The 21,485-nt window shown below is 28.9% G+C and carries 18 protein-coding genes and 1 tRNA gene; 10 read left to right on the forward strand and 9 right to left on the reverse strand.

Annotation, left to right across the window (positions count from 1 at the left end; genetic code table 4):
- Window positions 1-2: 2 nt before the first annotated feature.
- Window positions 3-242, reverse strand: a complete 240-nt coding sequence (gene secG, locus VBM89_RS01945) for a preprotein translocase subunit SecG (RefSeq protein ID WP_257089479.1) — start codon at window positions 240-242, stop codon at window positions 3-5.
- A gap of 158 nt (window positions 243-400) precedes the next feature.
- Here secG and VBM89_RS01950 point away from each other — a divergent pair, with 158 nt between their 5' ends.
- Complete coding sequence (locus VBM89_RS01950) at window positions 401-2,851, forward strand: hypothetical protein (protein ID WP_323188620.1); 2,451 nt, start codon at window positions 401-403, stop codon at window positions 2,849-2,851.
- Window positions 2,852-2,853: 2 nt separating this feature from the next.
- Window positions 2,854-3,378 (forward strand): DUF4256 domain-containing protein, encoded by a 525-nt coding sequence (locus tag VBM89_RS01955; RefSeq protein ID WP_323188621.1) that lies wholly within the window; start codon window positions 2,854-2,856, stop codon window positions 3,376-3,378.
- A gap of 119 nt (window positions 3,379-3,497) precedes the next feature.
- Here VBM89_RS01955 and VBM89_RS01960 read toward each other — a convergent pair whose 3' ends face one another.
- The 5 genes from VBM89_RS01960 to VBM89_RS01980 all read right to left on the reverse strand — a co-directional run bounded on the left by VBM89_RS01960 (window position 3,498) and on the right by VBM89_RS01980 (window position 8,514).
- On the reverse strand, window positions 3,498-4,823 hold the full coding sequence (locus VBM89_RS01960; protein WP_323188622.1) for a DUF2179 domain-containing protein: 1,326 nt from the start codon (window positions 4,821-4,823) through the stop codon (window positions 3,498-3,500).
- A gap of 160 nt (window positions 4,824-4,983) precedes the next feature.
- Window positions 4,984-5,059 (reverse strand) — tRNA-Lys (locus VBM89_RS01965).
- 175 nt (window positions 5,060-5,234) lie between these two features.
- Window positions 5,235-6,215, reverse strand: a complete 981-nt coding sequence (locus VBM89_RS01970) for a bifunctional oligoribonuclease/PAP phosphatase NrnA (RefSeq protein ID WP_323188623.1) — start codon at window positions 6,213-6,215, stop codon at window positions 5,235-5,237.
- A gap of 2 nt (window positions 6,216-6,217) precedes the next feature.
- Window positions 6,218-7,183, reverse strand: coding sequence for a bifunctional oligoribonuclease/PAP phosphatase NrnA (locus VBM89_RS01975; protein ID WP_323188624.1), 966 nt, complete (start codon window positions 7,181-7,183; stop codon window positions 6,218-6,220).
- Window positions 7,184-7,365: 182 nt separating this feature from the next.
- The gene (locus VBM89_RS01980) at window positions 7,366-8,514 is read right to left on the reverse strand and encodes a LacI family DNA-binding transcriptional regulator (protein WP_323188625.1); all 1,149 of its coding nucleotides are present in this window, start codon (window positions 8,512-8,514) and stop codon (window positions 7,366-7,368) included.
- A gap of 208 nt (window positions 8,515-8,722) precedes the next feature.
- Here VBM89_RS01980 and gltX point away from each other — a divergent pair, with 208 nt between their 5' ends.
- The 7 genes from gltX (at window position 8,723) to VBM89_RS02015 (ending at window position 15,461) form a co-directional block, all read left to right on the forward strand.
- Window positions 8,723-10,141 carry a glutamate--tRNA ligase gene (gltX, locus tag VBM89_RS01985; protein ID WP_323188626.1) on the forward strand — a complete coding sequence of 473 codons (1,419 nt, stop codon included), beginning with the start codon at window positions 8,723-8,725 and terminating at the stop codon, window positions 10,139-10,141.
- Window positions 10,131-10,538 (forward strand): hypothetical protein, encoded by a 408-nt coding sequence (locus VBM89_RS01990; protein ID WP_323188627.1) that lies wholly within the window; start codon window positions 10,131-10,133, stop codon window positions 10,536-10,538. The genes gltX and VBM89_RS01990 overlap by 11 nt, the downstream gene beginning before the upstream one ends.
- Window positions 10,539-10,705: 167 nt before the next feature.
- Window positions 10,706-11,137, forward strand: coding sequence for a hypothetical protein (locus VBM89_RS01995; RefSeq protein WP_323188628.1), 432 nt, complete (start codon window positions 10,706-10,708; stop codon window positions 11,135-11,137).
- A gap of 21 nt (window positions 11,138-11,158) precedes the next feature.
- Entirely contained in the window at window positions 11,159-12,883 is a 1,725-nt protein-coding gene (locus VBM89_RS02000; RefSeq protein WP_323188629.1) for a NusA N-terminal domain-containing protein, read from the forward strand.
- The gene (locus VBM89_RS02005) at window positions 12,870-13,148 is read left to right on the forward strand and encodes a YlxR family protein (protein ID WP_323188630.1); all 279 of its coding nucleotides are present in this window, start codon (window positions 12,870-12,872) and stop codon (window positions 13,146-13,148) included. Before VBM89_RS02000 ends, VBM89_RS02005 begins: the two co-directional genes overlap by 14 nt.
- Window positions 13,141-14,946 carry a translation initiation factor IF-2 gene (gene infB / locus VBM89_RS02010; RefSeq protein WP_323188631.1) on the forward strand — a complete coding sequence of 602 codons (1,806 nt, stop codon included), beginning with the start codon at window positions 13,141-13,143 and terminating at the stop codon, window positions 14,944-14,946. Before VBM89_RS02005 ends, infB begins: the two co-directional genes overlap by 8 nt.
- Before the next feature lie 8 nt (window positions 14,947-14,954).
- Window positions 14,955-15,461 (forward strand): adenine phosphoribosyltransferase, encoded by a 507-nt coding sequence (locus VBM89_RS02015; protein WP_323188632.1) that lies wholly within the window; start codon window positions 14,955-14,957, stop codon window positions 15,459-15,461.
- A gap of 51 nt (window positions 15,462-15,512) precedes the next feature.
- On the opposite strand, the gene aspS is transcribed toward VBM89_RS02015, so the two are convergent.
- The 3 genes from aspS to VBM89_RS02030 are packed head-to-tail and all read right to left on the reverse strand — an operon-like array spanning window position 15,513 to window position 20,263.
- A complete protein-coding gene (aspS, locus tag VBM89_RS02020; RefSeq protein WP_323188633.1) occupies window positions 15,513-17,219 on the reverse strand; it encodes an aspartate--tRNA ligase in 1,707 nt (568 codons plus the stop codon).
- A gap of 1 nt (window position 17,220) precedes the next feature.
- A complete protein-coding gene (gene hisS / locus VBM89_RS02025; RefSeq protein WP_323188634.1) occupies window positions 17,221-18,582 on the reverse strand; it encodes a histidine--tRNA ligase in 1,362 nt (453 codons plus the stop codon).
- Window positions 18,583-18,607: 25 nt separating this feature from the next.
- Window positions 18,608-20,263 (reverse strand): MAG5620 family putative phospho-sugar mutase, encoded by a 1,656-nt coding sequence (locus VBM89_RS02030; RefSeq protein WP_323188635.1) that lies wholly within the window; start codon window positions 20,261-20,263, stop codon window positions 18,608-18,610.
- A 108-nt stretch (window positions 20,264-20,371) separates the two neighbouring features.
- Between VBM89_RS02030 and ychF the strand changes: the two genes are divergently transcribed.
- Window positions 20,372-21,469 (forward strand): redox-regulated ATPase YchF, encoded by a 1,098-nt coding sequence (gene ychF, locus VBM89_RS02035; RefSeq protein WP_323188636.1) that lies wholly within the window; start codon window positions 20,372-20,374, stop codon window positions 21,467-21,469.
- Window positions 21,470-21,485 lie beyond the last annotated feature (16 nt).

A 21,485-nucleotide genomic window follows, 5' to 3' on the forward strand; every position in this document is an offset into this window, starting at 1 on the left:
TATTATTTTTTCAGTACTATTCTTAAAACAACTGAAGCAATAATTAAAATTGCTCCTAAAACTATCATTGAGTATTTTAAGAATTTCTTAACTCCTCTTTCTTTTGAATTTTTAAATAACTCCAAGTCTCCTGAACCAACTAATGCTCCTGAAAAACCATTTGAATCAGGTGACATTAATAATGAAACGAAAACAATTAGAATTCCAACCATTACCAATATAACTGTTAAAAATGTTGACATTATTACTCCTAATATTTACTTATTTAATATAAGTTAGATTAATATTTTAAATAATACCACAATATCTGTTTTTTGTGCTTTACTGATATAACTATATGCTAGATAAAAATGATTTTTTAATAATAAAAATAATAAAGTTTAATAAAATTAAAATAATTATGAAAAAACTAGTTAAAAAATTCTTATTAACAATGCCAGTTGTAACATCTGCTACATTACCAATTATTGCACTTTCTTGCAACAATCAACAAAAAGAGGATCAAAATTTAAAATCATTTAAAGGTGACTACTTAAAAACAGCGAACGTTTTATTTAACAATATTGTTAATACAGCACAAAAATGATTAAATATCATTGAAAATGATTCTGCAGCTAATGAAAGATTAAATAATTTCTTTAGTCAAAATGCAAATGCTAAAGACACGGTTATTTATGTTTTAAAGTCAGATCCAGAATCATTTAAAAACAACATTGTCAACTCAAACTTAAAACAAATTGAACAAATTATTAATGGCGAAATCCAAAATACTTATAAATACTTTAATGAAGTTTCAAGAATCACATGAGCTATAAATCCACAGTTTCTTAACGGAATTCTTTCTACATTTATTAGATTCATGCCTGAAAGTGAAGAAATTCAACAATCAATGAAATCTGACTTTAGTAAGTTAGTTGGATACTTATTTTATTCAAATAGTAAAGCTGAAATCATTAAAAATTACATTCTAATGAACGAGAGTGAAAATAGAGCTAATAAAATTAAATCATTGACAAATGATGCTACACTTAAAAATTCAGTTGATCAATATTTATTATCAAATCAAAATGTTATTGCTGAGTATAAAAAATTAAATGATGCACAAAACTATGCATATGATTCAATCACTTCATTATCTGAAGAGAAAATCAGAGAAATATCTGATGAATATTTAAAATTCCAAAAACAATTTATGAGTTTTAGAGAGCAATTTAATGTTCCATATCTTGAATTAACACAACCAGAAAGTTCGCTAGATAAACAATTTAACTCATTAATTGTTCCTAACTTTGCAAAAATGCCAAATACAAACGAAATTGGTAAACCTATTCTTGATGAAAATGGTAAGGAGACTTACAAAAACCAAGCAACAACATATGATAGATTATTAGAGAAATACAAAAAAAACCAAGAAATTAAAGCTCTCATAGAAAAAATCAAAGCTAAAAACTTAAAAGAAAAAGTAACAATTGAAAATCCAAGTGTATTAAATGATCTTACAAATGGAAAAATGTTACCTTTATCAATTTCATTCACAACTAACTGAAATCAATCTTTCAAATTTGGTTCTGTAATTTACTCAAAAAACAAGCAAACAAATTCATTTGATAAATTAAATCTTGAAGAAAAAATTACACAAGGTTCAAAATTAGTTTCATCAATGATTAGCAACTGAAATGCAGATCATATTTTAAAATTATCACTACCTATTGAAATTATTAATTATTGAGGAGTTTTCAACCCTAATGAAGCTAATACAAAGATAAATAAAGAATCAAGCGATGAAAATATTAGTGAATTAACAAAACTAACTGACTATATTACATTAGGATTTAACTCAGTTCAACCAATTGAATATAAGATTAAAGAAGAAACTAAAGACAACAACAAATACAATTTATTGCAAATAGGAGTTGTTAGAAATTCATTATTAGGTGGAAGACATTACAAAGATTTTTGAGATACATTCTTCTTAACTCCATCATATGAATACTTAATTGATAAGAATGCTGTTAAACTTTCTGGGCAAGGAATTAATCTTAATGCTTCATTTGACTTATATATAACATTGAGTGATGAAATTTATGAAAACCAAATTAAACCATTAATTATTGACCAAATGTCTGATGAAGAACTTGCGAAATTATCTGAATTAAAAGCTAAAATTTCAGCACTTGAAGATAAAGAAATTGCAATAACAGATGATGATAAGGAAATGATTTCTAAATTTGGTTATATGTATAGATTTAAAGATGTAACTGACGAAACATATCCAACTCAAGCTATTCCTGTTGATCAAATTCCATCTACACTACCTCAAAAATACTTAATTGATGCAATTAACAATTACATTAATGTATCAACAAAAGGTTCAGAATACATTTCTTCTTTAGAAAGTGAAATCTCAAATTACACATCTAGAATTGATACATACAAAAAAGAATTAATTGCACCTGCTGAAGAAAAACTTGCTGCGTCACAAGATGAAGAAGAAAAGCAAAAATTAAGAGAACAAATCGAGCTTTTCAAAGCCGAAGTAGATAAATTAGAAGGGCAAAAAGAAGAAGCGACAGCGAGATTAGATGCTGCTAAAGCAGAAAAAGAAAAATGAAATATTTTTGACACCGATAAAGTTGCATACTTTAAAAACAAATTAACTGAATTAACTGATCCAAAAATTGCTAACCCTAATAAAAATGCTGAGAGTGATCCTGAACAAATTTCAGATCCTGAAAACTCAGTTAAATATAATAAAGAAGAGCTCGAAAAAGTTTATACAGCTTTTGACACAAGAAGAGCTCAAGAATTCAATAAATTAGTTATTGGATTCACATTTAAAGTAATTGATTAATTATGAAAACAAATTACATTTATAAAACTCTTTTAGAAAGAAATGCAAATTTGAATCTATTATCAAATGACGAATTTGAAAAATGTGTTCAAATAATTCTTTCTAGCCCACAATTAATTAACACATTTGACTGAATGGAACAAACTAATGGTGAACCAACATTAGTTTCAATGTTTGATAACATTTATCTTGTAGATTTATCAACTCAGTCACCTAATAGAAGATCGGTGTGCTATGATAGAACTGCGCTAATTAACAGAAAGAAGTTTGTGCCTGAAAATGATGCTTTAAGTCTTGCACATAGTTATTTTTGTGAACTCTTAACTGAGCAAGACTATAGATTTTTAAACACAATCAAACCACTAGATACTAAGACGTCTTCGTGAATTCACACACCTAAAGAAATTCGAGATAAAGGTGGTGCGATATTTTGCGACAATAGATATGGTGCAGTATTTGTCTACCATAATAGTGCTGATTCCTATTATTCTTCTAGAGGTTTTAGAGTTAAAGTTAAAATCATTTAACCTATGCGCATAGATACAAAAAGTAAGATATTTAATTTGGTATCTTACTTTTTCTTTTAAATTAGTTACTAAAAAAGATAAAGAAAAAGCTACCTAAATGGTAGCTAGTTAATGATTTATTAGAATTTATCTTGTGGTAAGTAAATTGAACCATCAATACTTTTAATATCTGAAATAGAGATAAATGCATCTTTGTCAACTTTACGAACATCTTTAATAATACGTAACACATGTCTGAATAATGCAACTGATGTAATAACATCAATATCTTTTCCTTCGTATCCACCTGTAGCTCTGAAAATTGTCATACCTGTAACAATTTTCTTGTCGCTTGTGATAATTTCTTTAACTTTAGCAGCATTCTTTGTAAAGATTTGAACTCTAACAAGTTTAAATTTAGGGAATAATTTATCTAATACACCGATATAAACAACGTTTACTAAGAATGTAGCGATGAAGTTAGGTGAGAAGTAAAGTTCAGCGTGTCATACTTTTGCTTTCAATGCTTCTGCTTGTCTTGTAAATTCAATTACTTGTGAATCTGTTAATCCCATATTAGATTTATTTTGAGCAACTAATGAAGGATCAACTTTTGATAAAAGAATTGAACCTGGTAATCAAGACCCAACTAAAACAGCGACAATCATAATTGCTATGTTCATATATCCACTAATTGAACCGAATGATTTTTGTTTTGCGTTTGCGTATCATTCTCCGATAACACCTGTAACACCAGCTGTTCCTCCAATGATTTGGATAATAGCAAATACGTAAGCTAATAATACTCCATAAACAATTGCATAAAGCATTAATGCTAACACACTACCTGATGAGTATGAGTCTCATAATAATGGAACTAATCCTGAAAGTGATTGGTAAGCTGTAGGTAAAGCGGCTTTAACAGCTTTGTTTGAGAAGTCCCCAATAATATATGTTGAACCAGCACCTGGGATCATTCCGATTCCGAATGAAACTAATGATGAAACAACTAAGAATAAAATTGTTAAGTTTGTAAATAATTTTCCGACTTTCTTATAACCGAAAATGAAAATAGGAATACTTAAAATAACATAAGCAACTCAGAAGACGAATTGGTCAATTAAGTTAAGCACTGTTCCATCAACTTGTCCAGCTATAGAAACTACTAAAATCTTTGCTCCAGCTTGTCCAAAAGCAGCTAAACCAAAGTTGTAAATACCAACATTTTTAACAAAGAATACACCAATGATACCGAAGATAACTGCTGTAATGTTTGTTATTAAAATAATTTTTCAAAGCGGCATTTGTTGGTAGAAGTAATTTAATTTAAGACCAAAGTTAGACATTCTTGTTCTTTTGTATAAAGTGTTCTCTTTTTTAATGTGCACTTTTTCTAAGTTTTCAACTGTGTCTTGTCATTCAAAAGAATTTTGGTCTTTATGACTATTTGACTTTTTAAAAAGCATTTTGCTCCTTTCTTTAAAATTAAAAAATATGTTACCTATCAACAAGATAACTAAACTACTATTCTTATTCTATCACTTTTGCAAATAAAGCAAAATTTTAAAAATACTAAATAAAAAACCACATATTTTTAATATGTGGAGATTGGTCGCTTAAACGAAATGGTAGACCGTACAGGGTTCGAACCTGCGACCCACTGGTTAAGAGCCAGTTGCTCTACCGACTGAGCTAACGATCCACTAATATTATAAAACTTTTCAGAGTGATTTGATAGTCTCTGATTTCAATAATCTAATAAATTAAAAATTAACTTTCACAGTAGTGCTCTAGGTTTAAAAGTTGAATTCGATTTCTCTAAATTAAAAATAAATAAAAAATTCCATACATTAATTTGTGTATGGAATAAATTTATATTAAGCGTTAGCTTGTTCTTCTCTTCATCTAGCTACTTCAGCAGCACAGTCATCAATAACTTGTTCAACTAAATCAAGTGAGTCAATAATAGCACCTGAGGCTCTTTCGTGTCCTCCACCACCTCATTTAACGGCAACATTTCTAACAATCGGTCCATTTGATCTAAATTCAACTCTAACTTTTCCGTTTTCCTCTTCTGTGAATTGAACTCACATTGGGAATCCATCGATGTTAGCAATTGAATTTACTCTAATTGATTGTTGTGGTGTTTTACCAAATTCATTTGTTGTTTTTAAATCATTTTGAATGTAAGCTACACCGTCTCTTGTTTTTAATGTTGTCATTAATCAAGCACTGTATTTTAAGTCATCTAATGTAACTTTAGCTAAATTTGAGTGGATAAAGTCTTGTTGTAATCCTGCTTCATATAATTTAGCAGCTAAATTTAATGTTCTAGCTGTAGTGTTATTGAATAAGAATCTTCCTGAGTCTGTGTTGATTCCTAAATATAAGAAGTTAGCAGCTTTTTGTGTGATTTTTCAGTTGTTTACAACCGCGATTTCTGTAATCATTTCATCAGCTGCAATATATGATGAATCAACTCATCTAATACAATTTTCGCCTAAATCATCATCATTTGGGTGGTGGTCGATTCTAATAACTTGAGCAAATAAGTCTTTGTCTAAAACTTCTCTATATTCAATTCTTTCTTTGAAGTTTGCATCTACAACAACTCCTAAAGCAGTTTTTAAAAATTCATCTGATGGAATTTCATCCATTTTGATATCTAAGAATGAAAATGAACCTTTTGAATCACCTATTGCATAAACTTTTTTATTTGGGAAGTTTGTTTCAAGTAATTCTTTTAATCCAAATTGTGATCCTAAACAGTCTCCATCTGGACGAATGTGGTGAAAAATAACGATGTTATCGTATTTTTCTAATTGTTCAGTAACTAATTTTAAATTACCAATAACCATAATTATTTAGCCTCTCATTCAACGATAGCTTGGTTTAAGTCAGCTAAAACGTCTTTAACTTGGTCTCAAGATTGAAGAGTAATTCCGGCAGCGTTATCGTGCCCTCCACCACCATATTTGTTAGCAACTAAGTTAACTAATGGTCCATTTGAACGTAATCTTCCTCTAACTGTTCCATCTTCAAGTTGAATGAATAATGCTCAACAAGAGTTGTCTTCAATATTAGCTAATTCATTTACGTATTGAGCAGCTTCGAATGAATCCATATCATATTTCTTTAATGTTTCTGTATCAATTTCGTAGTAAAGAACTCTTCCTTCTTTTTTGAATCCATTTAAAATGTGTCCAACAAATTTAAGTTGTTTGAATGTTCTTTTTGAAAGTTCTTTTAAGATGAATGATGGGTGGAATCCTGTTTCCATTAAGAACGCTACTAATTTGTGTGTTCTAGCTGATGTGTCAGGGTATAAAAATCTTCCTGAGTCTGTGTTGATTCCTAGGTAAATGTGTGATGCAGCTTTTTGTGTAACTGTTCATCCTGCATCAAATGCGATTTGAGCAATCATTTCAGCAGCTGCAACATAGTGTTCATCGATTCAGTTGTAATCGTAATCAATGTCAGCTGAGTTAGGGTGGTGATCAATTCTTAATTTAGCTGTTGTCTTGTTTTCATATAATAAGTTTGCACATTCAATTCTGTTTCCACTTGAAGCATCAACTACAATTCCTAATGAGTTTGTAAAGTCGATTTTTTCAATCTCATCAAAGTGGTAACCCATAAAGTCAAATAAGTGTAAGTTATCCCCTACTGTGTAAACATTTTTGTTAGGGTAGTTTGTTCTAATTAATTCTGCAAGCCCAGCTTGTGAACCTAAACAGTCTCCATCTGGACGAATGTGGTGAAAAATAACAATATTGTCATATTTTTCAATAGCATCAATTGCTACTTTTGAATTTCCTATAACCATAATAATTTTCCTTTCTTAATAGTGATTTTTTTAATTTAAATTAAATATTTCTAAATTATATAGCATTTAATTTTTATTAACATAACTTTCAAGATACTCTCATAGGTCTTAAAATCTTTATTTTCATTATTCAAATTGTTAGATTAAAAAAATAGATGCAATTTGATGTTGCATCTGAAATCTTAAGATGTTTTTTCACTTAATTCACTAATTAATTTAAGTTTAATAACTGCTGTTTGTGGATTTTTTGATGAAAGTTGTTTTGTAATCATTGATTCAATTATCACTCCCATATATGGATAGTCCACGAAAATCTTATCAACATAAACACCTAAACTATCGTAAATTGATTGGTAACCAATGTCACTAATTCTAAAGTGTTTTGAAGCATACATGTTAATTGAAATAAACGAATCGTGAGTCGAACAAATAATATTTGAAACATTATTTGTATTTGCAAAAGCAATAATTTCTTTAACTTCTTCTTTATTTTTCTTAGCACTGATTGGATATCTCACATAAGTTATACTATATTCTGAACAAGCTTCTTTGAATCCTGAAATTCTTTGGAATTTTTGATAATCAGATAACTTTTGGTCTTCTAAGAAAATAATTTTGTTTGAGTTTCTCCCTCTTGGGACTCTTCTAATAAATGATTTTGTAAGTTTGTAAAATGCTTCTCTATCATCTGGAACAACTCAAGAAACACCATCAACTTTGTGTCCATAAACTAAGACAGCAACGTCCTTAATGGTTTTAAGGAAATCAAATAATTCTAGATTTTCTTCACTAAGAAATACAACGATTGATTTTGGTTTTCATAATAAAAGATATTTTAAAGTTTCAATATATTCATCAGCTGTTGGTACAGTGTAAAATGTAACAACTCTTCTATTATTTTTTGATGCACCAGCAATAATTCCTGAAATAATGTTTTGAATGTAACTTTGACCATAAAGAGGACAGATAACAAAAATTGAGCTTACTTGAACTTTATTAATTCTACTTCTTGGATTAGGAACATAATCATATTCCTTTATAATTTCTTCAATTTTTCTTCTGTTATCTTTAGAAACATAACCATCATTATAGAAACGACTAATTGTAGCAACTGAAACACCTGTAAGTTTTGAAATCTTTTGATATGTTATCGGTTTTCTTGAAACTCTTTTACCAAGTCTGCCAGGCATTTTCACTTCGATTGAGTCATCTAATATTTCTAACGCTTGCTCATGGTGGTTTTCTAAAATTCTAGGATCTAATTCTTCGCTAAACTGCCTTTTGCTCTTTTTATATTTATCATTAATCATATAATTTAGATTTGATTTCATATTTAAATTATATGAAATTCTAAAATTAATTATTTTATATAAAAAAACAAAAATTTCAAAGACTTTTTTTGTGCTTTTAAAACTTTTACGCCTAGAGGAATATGGTAAAAGTTTCAAAATGGCATTTTTTATTAAGTTTTTTCATTGCAAAAATATTGTTTTATAATTTTATAACTTTAATATTCAGATAAAAAGGAGTTATTTTACTATGAGTAAAAAAATCAGAACACGTTATGCACCAAGTCCAACAGGATACTTACACATCGGTGGAGCTAGAACAGCTTTATTTTGTTATTTATTTGCTAAACATTTTGATGGTGATTTTGTTTTCAGACTTGAGGACACAGATGTTAAACGTAATGTTCCAGGTGGTGAAGAATCGCAATTAAATAACTTGGCTTGATTAGGAATTATCCCAGATGAATCTCCATTAAATCCAAATCCAAAATGTGGTAAATACAGACAAAGTCAAAAGTTAGATAGATACAATGAAGTTTTAAATGAACTTTTACAAAAAGGTCTCGCATATAAAGCTTACGACTCATCTGAAGAATTAGAAGCTCAAAAATTAGAATCAGATGCTAAAGGTATCCCAAGTTTTAGATACGACAGAAACTGATTAAAAATTTCTGACGAAGAAAAACAAAAAAGAGATGCTAATGGTGAATATTCATACCGTTTAGTGATGCCTAAAAATCACACTTTAGCTTGAGATGATATTGTTAGAGGTGAAATTTCATTCAACTCTGATGAAATAGCTGATTGAGTTATTTTTAAATCAGATGGGTATCCAACTTACAACTTCGCAGTAGTAGTTGATGACCACGATATGGAAATTTCACACATCTTACGTGGAGAAGAGCATATTGGAAACACACCTAAACAACTTGTTTTATATGAATACTTAAATTGAGAAAAACCACAATTTGGACATATGACAATTATTACAAATATGGAAGGTAAAAAACTTTCAAAACGTGATCTTGAAACAAAACAATTTATCGAAGATTACAAAAATGAAGGATATATGCCTGAAGGTATTTTCAACTTCTTATCATTATTAGGATGAACAGCTGCTGATGCATCTGAATTAATGAGCAAAGAAGAAATCATTGCTAAATTTGATCCACAAAGATTATCTAAGTCACCTTCAAAATTTGATGTTTCAAAAATGGATTGATTCTCAAAACAATACTTAAAAAATACAGACAATCAAAAATTAATTGACTTAATGAATTTAGGAAACTCAAATTTAGATTCAGAATGATTAAATATTTTCGTTGACACATTTAAAGCTAGCTCTGTAACAGTTTCAGAATTAAAAACTCACTTAAATTCATATTTAAATCCTGAATACTCAAAAACTGAATTCAATGAAGCTGAATTAAATACAGTTAAAGAATTTGCAAATAACTTCAAAAAACTTGCAGTTGATGACTTTACAATTGCAAATATCCAAGAAGCAATTAATTTAACCTCTTCAAATTTAAATGTTAAAGGTAAAAACTTATTTATGCCAATTCGTCTTGCTGCAACTGGAATTCCTCACGGACCCGAATTAGCAAAAGCCATTTGATTATTTGGAAAAGAATTAATTTCAGAAAGACTTAAAGAATATGAAAATTAATTTTAAATCAATTATTAAGGTTCCTACAAATGATGAACCACAGGTTATTGAATTTTTAGCACAACTTGATTTATATAACAAAACTGAAGATGGTGTTATTGAACTTAAATTCAATGAACCTAAATACAATGAAACAAATAGAATTGACATTTCAGAAAATGAAGTTAATATTTACACAAACTTAACAACTGTATGTGTAAAGAAAAATGAAGAGGGTAATGCAAGCATTTCAGTAGTTGACCCTTCAACACAGAAAAAATTTGAAATTAATTTAAAAACTGTATGTAAAAACTTCTTCACATCAATTAATGAATTTAACTTTCAATATGACTTATTGACATACGAAAATGATGAAGTTTTAACATCAATTAATATGACATTAGAACTTTATGAATAATACAAAAAATACTTTTATGCCTTATTCATTAGCATAAAAATCACTACATATAATAAATACTATTAAAATAATATGGTATTATTTATATACAACGTTAATTATATTTAGAGGTAAGAGAAAGGAGTTGCGAAAGCAGCTCTTTCTATTTACATTTTTATAGGAGTAAAATGTTTGATGAAAAGATTTTAAAAGAGCAATTTTCTAAAGTTTTATCAGCAAAAATGGAACACGATCCTCTTTTAGGAAAAACACTAGAAGTAGTGGTTGATTATAGAAGTTTGGATGAAGTTAACAAACTTGGAAAAGAAATTTCTGCATTTTTAGAGACACAAAAATGATTTACTGATGATATAAATTTAGCAGTATTATCAAAAGGAACAGACCTTAAAATTTCAATGGAAATGTTAGATCAATACATTGATAAATATATTGAAGTCAAAACTCAAAAAAGTTTTGAAGGACAAAATAATTTTGTAATTAAATTAACTGAAGTTCACCCAGATCACATAGTTGGTAAATGAAATAAAAAAGGCCAAATTAGAACAATTAAATTAGATCTTTCTAATATAAACGAAATTGAAGAATATATTAAGTTTTAACAAAAAATAAAGGAGTAAATAATGGCAAAAGCTAAAAATAAAACACAAGTTGACCTTGAAAGTCAACAACTATTTAAATATATTGAACTTCAAGCAGAAGGTCTAAACTCTCCATTTGAAGAAGTTTTAGAATTATTTAGATCAGAAACTCAAAAAGCAATTACTAAACAAGTTGACCCTAATGCTGAAATTCAATTTGAAGTAGACTTTGATAATAAAGCTGTAAATATGTTCAACTTAAATGGTGAAGTTATTGAAGATGAAGAAATTTCAGAAGATGATGAACCTCAAGTTTTAAGTGAAGATGATGCATTAGCTAAAATCTACACAATTCAACTTTCAGAAGCTAGAAAAAACGATTCAAATGTTCAAGTTGATGATGTAGTTAGAATTCAATTTAAGTTTGCTGGATTATCAGACAAATTAAGAAGAGCAATCACAAGTGGTGTTAAACAATCTTTAAACTTAACAAACAAATCAAAAGTTGTTGAAAAATATTCAAAAATGATTGGACAAAAAGTTCCTGCAGTTGTTTTAAAACACTTATCTAACAACTCATACAATGTTATGTTAGAAGATAAACAAACAGCTTTCTTACCTGGAGCTAAAAAGCCTAAGAACTTAAAATTAAACTTAGGTCAAAAAATTATGGTTTATGTTGATTCAATTAATCCTGAATCAAGATTAAGCATTGTTACAGTTTCATTAAACTCAACAGAAGAATTAGTTGAAATCTTAAGAAACGAAATTCCAGAAATCAAATCAGGTGAAATTGTTATTAAAGACATTCAAAGAGTACCTGGAGAAAGATCTAAAGTTTCATTTGCACTTAAAGATCAAGAGAGTGATCAAATTAATTTAGTTGGTTCGATTACAGGACAATTTGCTTCAAGAATTCAATCAGTTGTTACTGAATTAGATGGTGAAAAAATTGACGTTATTGTTTACTCACCAGACACACTTGAATATGTTAAAAATGCTATTGCTCCTGGTAAGGCAGTTGATATTAAATGAGCTGATGAAGAAAGAAGGAAAGTTTATGCAATTGTTAAACCAAGCGATGCAACAGTTGTTATTGGGAAACAAGGAATTAACATTGAACTTGCTTCTAAATTAACAGGAACAAGAATTGAAGTATTAACAACTGAAGAAGCACTTGTAAAAGGAATTAAATTCAAAAATGATTATGTTCACGATGTGCACTACTTCAACACAACTCAACCAAAAGTAAATGCAAGTAAAAAACAATCAAAAACAAATTCAATGCTTAAAAACATTGATATGTACATCGATACAGACTCATTATTTGAAGACTTTAACAACAATATTTACACAGAATTAGAAACAGAAACAGTTGTGGAAGAACCAAAACAAAAAGCAGAAGAAGGTAAAAAACCTGCAACTAGCGAAGTTAAAACTAAGAAAAATAAAGCAGAAGAAATTAACAATATTTTTGAAGAAGAATCTTCAAACATCGAGAAACTTCTTAACTCATTAGATGAATACAGTTTCGTTGATGAAATCGACAAATACAATGACGAATTCACAGATGAAGTTGAAGATGAAACTCTTGATGAAGAAGCTGAAAACGCTAAAAAAGAAGAGAAAAACAGAAAAATGCTTAATGAATTTAAGAGAACTAAAAATCAACTTAAAGACTTTAAAGTGGATGATGACCTTACAAACTATGGATTATCAAACGTAAAACTTGATTTAGATGACTTAAATTCAGATGACTGAGATTAAAGCAGTTTTTCGTAAGTGTATTGCGACAAATCAAGTTTTACCAGTTGATGAACTCACCAGATTCAGTTACGATAAAGAAAATAATTTATTAGTTTTAGACTTACATAAAAACAAAAAACATAGAGGAGCTTATTTTGTTGCAAGTTTAGAAAACTGACAAAAAATAAGAAAAACAAAAGCTTTAAATAGAACATATAAAACTAACATATCTGATGAGCAATATGATTCATTAGAAAATGAACTTAAGGAGGTGTTATATGGCTAAAAAACAAAACAGAATTTCAAACGTAAATGAAATTAAAGAGCAATTGCAAACAACGAAAACTGAATTAAAAGATGGTGTATTTATTTTCACCGAAAAAATGTCAATTGCTGATTTTGCACAAAAAATCGGAGTACCTGCTACAGAAATTATCAAAAAATTCTTTATGCAAGGTAAAATGTACAACCTTAACACACTTTTAGATGAAGAGCAAATTGCTGAAATGGCAATTGAATATGGATATGACTTCAGAAAAGAAACAAACATTAATGGTTCAAACTTCCTTGATGAAGTTCAATTTAAAGATGATCCAAAAGATTTAGTTAAAAGATCTCCAATCATCACTGTTATGGGGCACGTTGACCACGGTAAAACTACATTAATTGACAAAATCAGAAACTCAAACATCGTTTCAACGGAAAGCAGTGGAATCACACAACATACAGGTGCTTACCAAATTAGTCACAAAGGTCAAAAAATCACTTTCTTAGATACACCTGGGCACCAAGCATTCACACAAATGCGTGCTAGAGGCGCTAAAGTTACTGATATTGTTGTTTTAGTTGTTGCAGCTGATGATGGGGTTATGCCTCAAACAAAAGAAGCTATTGAGCACGCTAAAGCAGCGAATGTTCCAATGATTGTTTTTGTTAACAAAATGGATAAACCTAACAAAGACCTTGACAGAATTAAAGGTGAATTAGCAGAAAACGATGTTCTTATTGAAGAATATGGTGGAGATGTTCAAATCGTTTACGGTTCAGCACTTAAAGGTGAAGGGCTTATAGAATTATTTGATGCTATTATGTTATTAAGCGAAATTTTAGACTTAAAAGCAAATCCAAAAAGATATCCAATGGGAACAATTATTGAATCACGTGTTGATAAAGGAGTTGGAGTTGTTTCTACAATTATTGTTGAAACAGGAACATTACACAAAGGTGACTTCTTAATCGCTGGTTCAAAATACGGAAGAGTTAGAATGATTACTGATTCTAATGGAAACCAAATTGAAGCAGTCGAACCGGGAGCACCAGCAATCATTTCAGGTCTTAACTATGCACCTGATGCTGGTGATAAATTTGTTGGATTCAATGATGAAAAATTCGCTAAGAAATTAGCTCAAGAAAAAGCTACAGCTGATCGTATGGATTTACTTCACTCAAAAACTATTACAGATCAAAATATTGATGGTAAAAAAATTATCAACGTTATCATTAAATCAGACGTTTACGGTACTTCTCAAGCTATAAAAGATCAAATTGATGGTTTAGAAAATGAAGATGCTATTGTTAAAGTTATCTCAGCAGCAGTTGGAAACGTCAATGATACAGACTTACTTTTAGCTAAAGCGTCAAATGCAGTTATTTTTGTATTTAACTTGAGAGTTTCACAAAATATTAAACAAAATGCATCTGCATCAAACGTTACTGTTATTTCTCACGATGTTATTTACAAAATTATCGAAGATGTTCAAGGAATGCTTGATGGAGAAAAAGCACCCATCTATGAAGAACAAAAAATTGGAGAAGGTCACATTATTCAAATTTTCTTCTACTCAAAAGTTGGAAACATCGCTGGTACAATGTTAGACGAAGGTGTTGTAAGATCTAACTGTAAAGTTAAAGTTTACCGTAAAGGAAAACTTATTCACGAAGGTGTTATTGACTCACTTAAACGTGAGAAAAATGACGTTAAAGAAGTTCTTAAAGGTAAAAACTTCGGAACACACATCAAAGGATTTAATGATATTGAAGCAGATGATGTCCTTGAATTCTATGAAGATGTAAGAGTTAACTAATAATTATCATGAAAAATCTTAAAGATTTAATTACTGATATTCCTAATTTCCCTAAACAAGGCATTGTATTCAAAGATATAGCACCACTATTAGCTAATCCTGATGCATTTACCTATGTCATAAACAAAATGGCACAATTATGCAAAGAAGCAGACATCATTGTAGCACCTGATGCAAGAGGATTTATCTTCGGAACTCCTGTTGCTTATAAACTTAATAAACCATTTGTAATGGTTAGAAAGAAAGGTAAATTACCAGGTCCTACAATTTCTCAAAAGTATGACTTAGAATATGGTGACAATACTTTAGAAATTCAAGATAAAATTCTAAAACCAGGTCAAAAGGCAATCATTATTGATGATGTTTTAGCAACTGGTGGAACTACAAAAGCTATTATTGATTTACTTCAATCTCAAGGTGTAAAAGTTCTAGCTAATGTTGTTTTAATGGTCTTAGATGAACTTGATGGATACAAGAAAATCAGTAAACTAATTGATGTAAAATCAATTCTATAAATTGCAAAATAAAAATACTAGACTTACGAAATCTAGTATTTTTTTACATCACTATTTAGACTTGACTTCAAGGAATAATTCTGTTAATTGCTCTGAATCAACACTTGAAGGAGCTTGGGTCATAAGGTCTTCATTTTTTGAATTTTTAGGGAACGCAATAACATCTCTAATAGTTTTTTGGTTAGCTAAAATCATAATCAATCTATCGATTCCAAGACCAATACCACAGTGTGGTGGGACTCCATATTCAAAAGCTTTTAAGAAAAATCCGAATTTGTTTTGTTGTTCTTCTTTTGAAAGATTGATCATTTCAAACATTTTAGTTTGAACTTCTTCATCATAAATTCTAGCTGAACCTGAACCTAATTCAAACCCGTTAAGAACTAAGTCGTAACTTTTTGCTCTAATTTTTTCTTTAGGTAATTTATCTAAATCTTCTAATGGATTATCAAATTGAGTGAACGGATGGTGAGCTGCTGCTCATTTTCCTGTTTCTTCATCATATTCAAACATAGGTCAGTCAATAATTCATTTGAAGTTATATTCATCTCTAGCTCATCCATATCAAGAATTAAGTTCAACTCTTAATGCTCCTAAAGCTTGTGAAGCATTTTCGAATTTATCAGCACAAATCAAGTATGTTCCTTCACCAAATTGTGAAATTAATTCTTGGACATCTGCTGGATTTAATTTTTGGGCAAAGTTTGTTTCAACAAATTCTTTATTTTCATTAACAACCAAGTAGAATAATGCTTTAACTTTGTTTTTCTTAGCTATTTCTTCAAGTTTCTTGTATTCTTTTTTGTTAATTTTCTCTACAAAATGAAGCAATCTAATTGAAGGAGCTGATGTTATGATGCTGAAATCACTGTTTTTAGCAAATTCAGGAATATCAACAATTTTATTTTCAAATCTAAAGTCAGGTTTGTCTGAACCATAATCTCTAATACAGTCATCAAATCTTACTCTATCAAAAGGAACTTTGATATCAACGTTCATAACTTTTTTCATAAAGTGTTTGAATAAACCTTCAATGTATGATTGGAAGCTAGGAACGTCCATAAAACTTACTTCGATATCTAATTGTGCGAATTCAGGCTGTCTATCTTTACGTGAGTCTTCGTCTCTGAAGCATCTTGCTATTTGGTAGTATTTTTCAAATCCTGAAATCATTAATAATTGTTTGAATAATTGAGGACTTTGTGGAAGTGCATAAAATGCATTTTCTTTATTACGTGTAGGGACTAAAAAGTCTCTAGCACCCTCTGGTGTTGCTTTAGATAAAATTGGTGTTTCGATTTCTGTGAATTCTTGTGATTGTAAGTATTCTCTAATTGCAAAAATTACATCATTACGTAATTTAATGTTATTTTGCATAACATTTCTACGTAAGTCTAAGAATTTATATTCAAGTCTTAATTCTTCTTTAACTTCAATGTCATCTCTAATTTGGAATGGTAATTGTTCTTTAGATGATGATAAAACTTTGTATTCATCAACTAAAATTTCAATATCTCCTGTAGGTAAGTCCGGATTTCTATCTTTTCTTTCACAAACTGTTCCGGTTACTTCTAAAACAGATTCTTTTGTGAATGAAATAGGTGTTTTAAATACTAATTGTGTAATTCCAAATTTGTCACGTAAGTCAACGAAGTTTAATTCACCAAATCTACGTTTGTTAGCTACTCACCCGTATAAAGTAACAACTTGTCCAACATTTTCTAATCTTAATTGATTATTTTTAATTGTTTTTTTCATATTATTTTCCTTCTTCTAATTCTTCAATAAGAAGTGTAACATCAACTAATTTAGAGTCACTGATTGTGATGTGTTCATCGCTATTTTCTAAAATAAAGTTAAGTGCAGAAATGATACCCTCTTCATTTTTTGAGAATGTAACTTTTTCTCCTGTAACCATATCTCTAATGATTAATAAGTTAGGATTAATCATTTTGTCATCATAAACTAAGAAGTCAGCGGTTCTCTTTGCTGCTTTTTCAAATAACTTTTTATTTTTAATTAAAGAATGTTCTGTGTAAACTGATAAACCAGCTGTTGCAATATAATTTTGTCCCATTATAGTACCAAAAGCAATATTATCTTCATCATTTGTCATTGCAATATAAACATCAGCGTGTCTTAATTCTGTATCTGGTTTTAAAATTTCCATCGCATTTTCTCTTACAACACCAACAACACGATCAATTCCCATTCCGAAACCAACACTTGAAATATTATCACCACCTAATTGAGCTATTAAGTTTGAATATCTTCCACCACCAATTAATGTAAGTCCACTTGTTGAACCTTTACCTGCTGTTACAAATTCAAATACAGTTTCATCATAGTAATCGAGCCCTCTAACTAATTCATTTGAAACTTTGTATTCAATATTTGCTGCATCAAGTGCTGTAGTAACTTTTACAAAGTATTCTTTTGATTCATCTGATAAATAATCAGCAATTTTAGGTGCATTTTTAATAAAAGGTTTTTGTGAATCTTCTTTATCATCAAGAATTCTTAAAACTTTTTTGCTTTCTAATCTTTCTTGTGAAATTTCACTTAACTCAGATTTGTAAGGTAATAAGTAGTTATATAAAGCTTCTTCGTATTGTTTTCTACTTAATTCATCACCAATTGTGTTGATTTTTAATTCTCAATCAACCATTAAGTTATCTAAAATGTGTGCAGCTAATAAAATAACTTCCACATCCTTTGTATAAGCTTTTTCACCTACAAATTCAACACCAGCTTGATAGAACTGTCTATATCTACCTTTTTGAGGTTGCTCATATCTGAACATTGGCCCATAGTAAGCAAATTTACTAAATCCATCATTTAATCATTTTTGTTCAATAAGCGCTCTAACAAAAGGTGCAGTTCCCTCAGGTCTAAGTGCTATATCTCTGTCACCTTTGTCTTTAAATTCATACATTTCTTTTTTAACAATTTCTGAATCATCAACAGAACGTCTGAAAAGTGTGGCTTGTTCCATAATAGGCGTTTCCACTAAAACATAACCTGCTTTAGCAACTGTTTCAGTGAACATATCAGTTACAAAATCTTTTAATAAAAACTCTACTGGTGAATAGTCTTTTGTTCCTTTAATTTTTGTAATCATAGTAACTCCTTAATATATTTGGAAATTATACTTTTTTCTCTTGCAGCTTGTTTATTTGTTTAACAATTTTTAAAATTCTTTTTCTGATTTTATTTTTAACTAAATTAGCTCATATAGTTTCTAAAAATGGATGAAATTTATACATATGAGATTGAAATTCAGTTTTGATTTCAATCTCTTTTTTAGCTTTCTTGTAAGAAACACTTGTAATAGTTGAGAATCTTTTACCTTTTGTTTTAACTTGAAAAATGTAATGTTGTTTTGTGTTATCTCAATCAAGTAATTGGAGCTTATCTATTTTTGATTTTTTAAGAAAGCCGGTTGGTTTATTGACTAAATAATCAAAAACATTTTTCATATCTTGAACAGTTTTGTTAATGTATGAATAAACATAGTAAGTTTTATTCATTGATTCAATCATCTTGTTGTATTTAAGTGTAAGTAAGTTATTGTTTTCTAAATACTCTTGCAACATCACGCAGAAGTTAAATAGAAAATCATAATTTTCAAAACTTAAATGTTCATTAATATCATTTGAAAATGAATTTGAATTGTATGCAAATAAAATGTTGTTTGGGTCATCCATTTTATTTTCAAATTCATAAGGAATTTTAAAAGTATTAAGTAAGTTGATAATCAACTCTGAAGCATCTAGTGGAATAAAAATATTTGGTTTATCAGTTAACTTAGTTTCTTTTCATTTTAAATATTGGTTTGAAATGAAAAGATAAGCGATTTGGTCATTATTTAATTCAACAAAGCTATTTTTAACTCTAGCAAATAACTTAATATCATTATGTTCATCCATAACAATAATTAAGTTGGCATTGTAATTAGTTGATAGAGCTCATTTAACAATAGAAAAAGTTGAATTTTTATTTTTTAAATCTTTGTTAAGTGTTGGGTTCAACTTTGAAACCTTAACATTTAAATTTGATAAAAATCTATTAATAATGTAGTTTGATAAATTGTCGCTAATAAGTGTATAAACAACCAATTTGTTGTTTGAACTAAAATCAAATTCATATTTAACTGATTTTAAGAAGTTTTCATAAGCTGAGTCAATAACTTTATCTGAGTTTAAAACAATTGAATAATTTGAATCAGAAACAAATATGTGATCTTTAACTTCATAAAGCTCATTAATTAACTTCTCTTGTTCTTCAAGTGAAATTAATTTATTTTTGTTGTAAATTTTTAAATAAAACTTATTATTAGTTTCTTTGTAATCTAAATAAACTGAATAATCTAAATCCATATTGTTTACAGTTGTATTGATAAAAAAATCATTTAGCTTATCAATATTAAAAGTATAAACGTGGTACTTTTTATCATTTAAAAATCTAATTAATAAATCTTGAAGTTTTGAATTAATATTAACTTTGTTTTTTAATGCAACTAAAACTTTTCTTCTTCTGTTAAAAATTGACTTTCTAGGAAGTGATTTATCAAAAAGTGAAATCAAATTAAGCAATGTATAAGAGTTTAAATTGTTGTAACCAAGTTGATTTTGTGTATCAAATTCAATTCCGTAAACAGTTGATTTTGCTCTTGTGTAAAATTCACCATTTGGAAACTGATTATCAACCTTTCTAACAAATTCATTAATGTCTGAGTTTATTAGTTCTTTGGATTTATAGAAATTAAATCAGTGTTTGATTTTATTGTTAATTTGACTCATTTTTACCTTCCTTAAAATTTATTTTAATTTTATCAAATTAAAAAATTACTTTTCAAGCATTTAGAGTAAAATTAAAAACATAATTATTGATTAAAAAGGAGTTTATTTATGTCACTAAAAGCAGGTATTGTAGGTCTTCCAAACGTAGGTAAAAGTACATTATTTAGTGCAATTACTAAAAAGCAAGTTGAATCATCTAATTACGCTTTTACAACTATTGAACCTAACATTTCATCAGTTCCTTTAATTGATCCAAGATTACAAAAAATTGCAGACATTATCAAACCAGATAAAATTGTTTGAGCTACATTTGACTTTGTTGACATAGCCGGACTTGTTGAAGGCGCATCAAAAGGTGAAGGATTAGGAAATAAATTCTTATCAAACATCAGAGAAGTTGATGCAATTATTCACGTTGTTAGATGTTTTGAAGACAAAAACATCTTGCACGTAGCTAATTCAGTAAATCCTGTAAGAGATAAAGATGTTATTAACTATGAGTTAATGTTAGCCGACTTAGAAACAATTAACAACGTAATTAATAGAGTTACTAAAAAAGCTAAATCAGGTGATAAAGATGGTTTAATTGAATTTAATGCTGCTAACAAAGTTAAAGATGCATTGCTTCAATCAATACCGGCTCGTGATGTTGAACTTGATGAAAACGAATTAAAAGCTGTTAAAGGTTATCATTTACTCACATTAAAACCAATAATTTATGTAGCTAACTTAGGTACAGAACAGTATGCAAATTACAGAGATGATAAACTTTATAATGAGCTTAAAAATTCTTTAAAACCAAATGAAAAAATTATTCCAATTTCAGTTCAATTAGAATCTGAGTTAGTTGATCTATCAGATGACGAAAAAAACGAAATGCTCTCAATGTATGGCGTAGAACGTAGTGGTCTTGATGTTTTAACAAGAGAATCATTTGATCTTCTTAATTTAGAAACATACTTTACAGCAGGTAAAATTGAAGCAAGAGCTTGAGTTTATCATAAAGGTTGAGCAGCTCCTAAATGTGCCGGAATTATTCATACAGACTTCGAGAAAAAATTCATTAAAGCAGATGTTATTGCATATGAAGATTACATCGAATACAATGGTGAATTAGGTGCTAAAAATGCTGGTAAAATGCGTTCTGAAGGTAAAAACTACATTATGAAAGACGGTGACGTTTGCCACTTCAAATTCGGGAAATAATAAAAAAATCATCATT

Source organism: Mycoplasma sp. 1199, assembly GCF_034863365.1.
Lineage (GTDB): Bacteria > Bacillota_I > Bacilli_A > Mycoplasmatales > Metamycoplasmataceae > Mycoplasmopsis.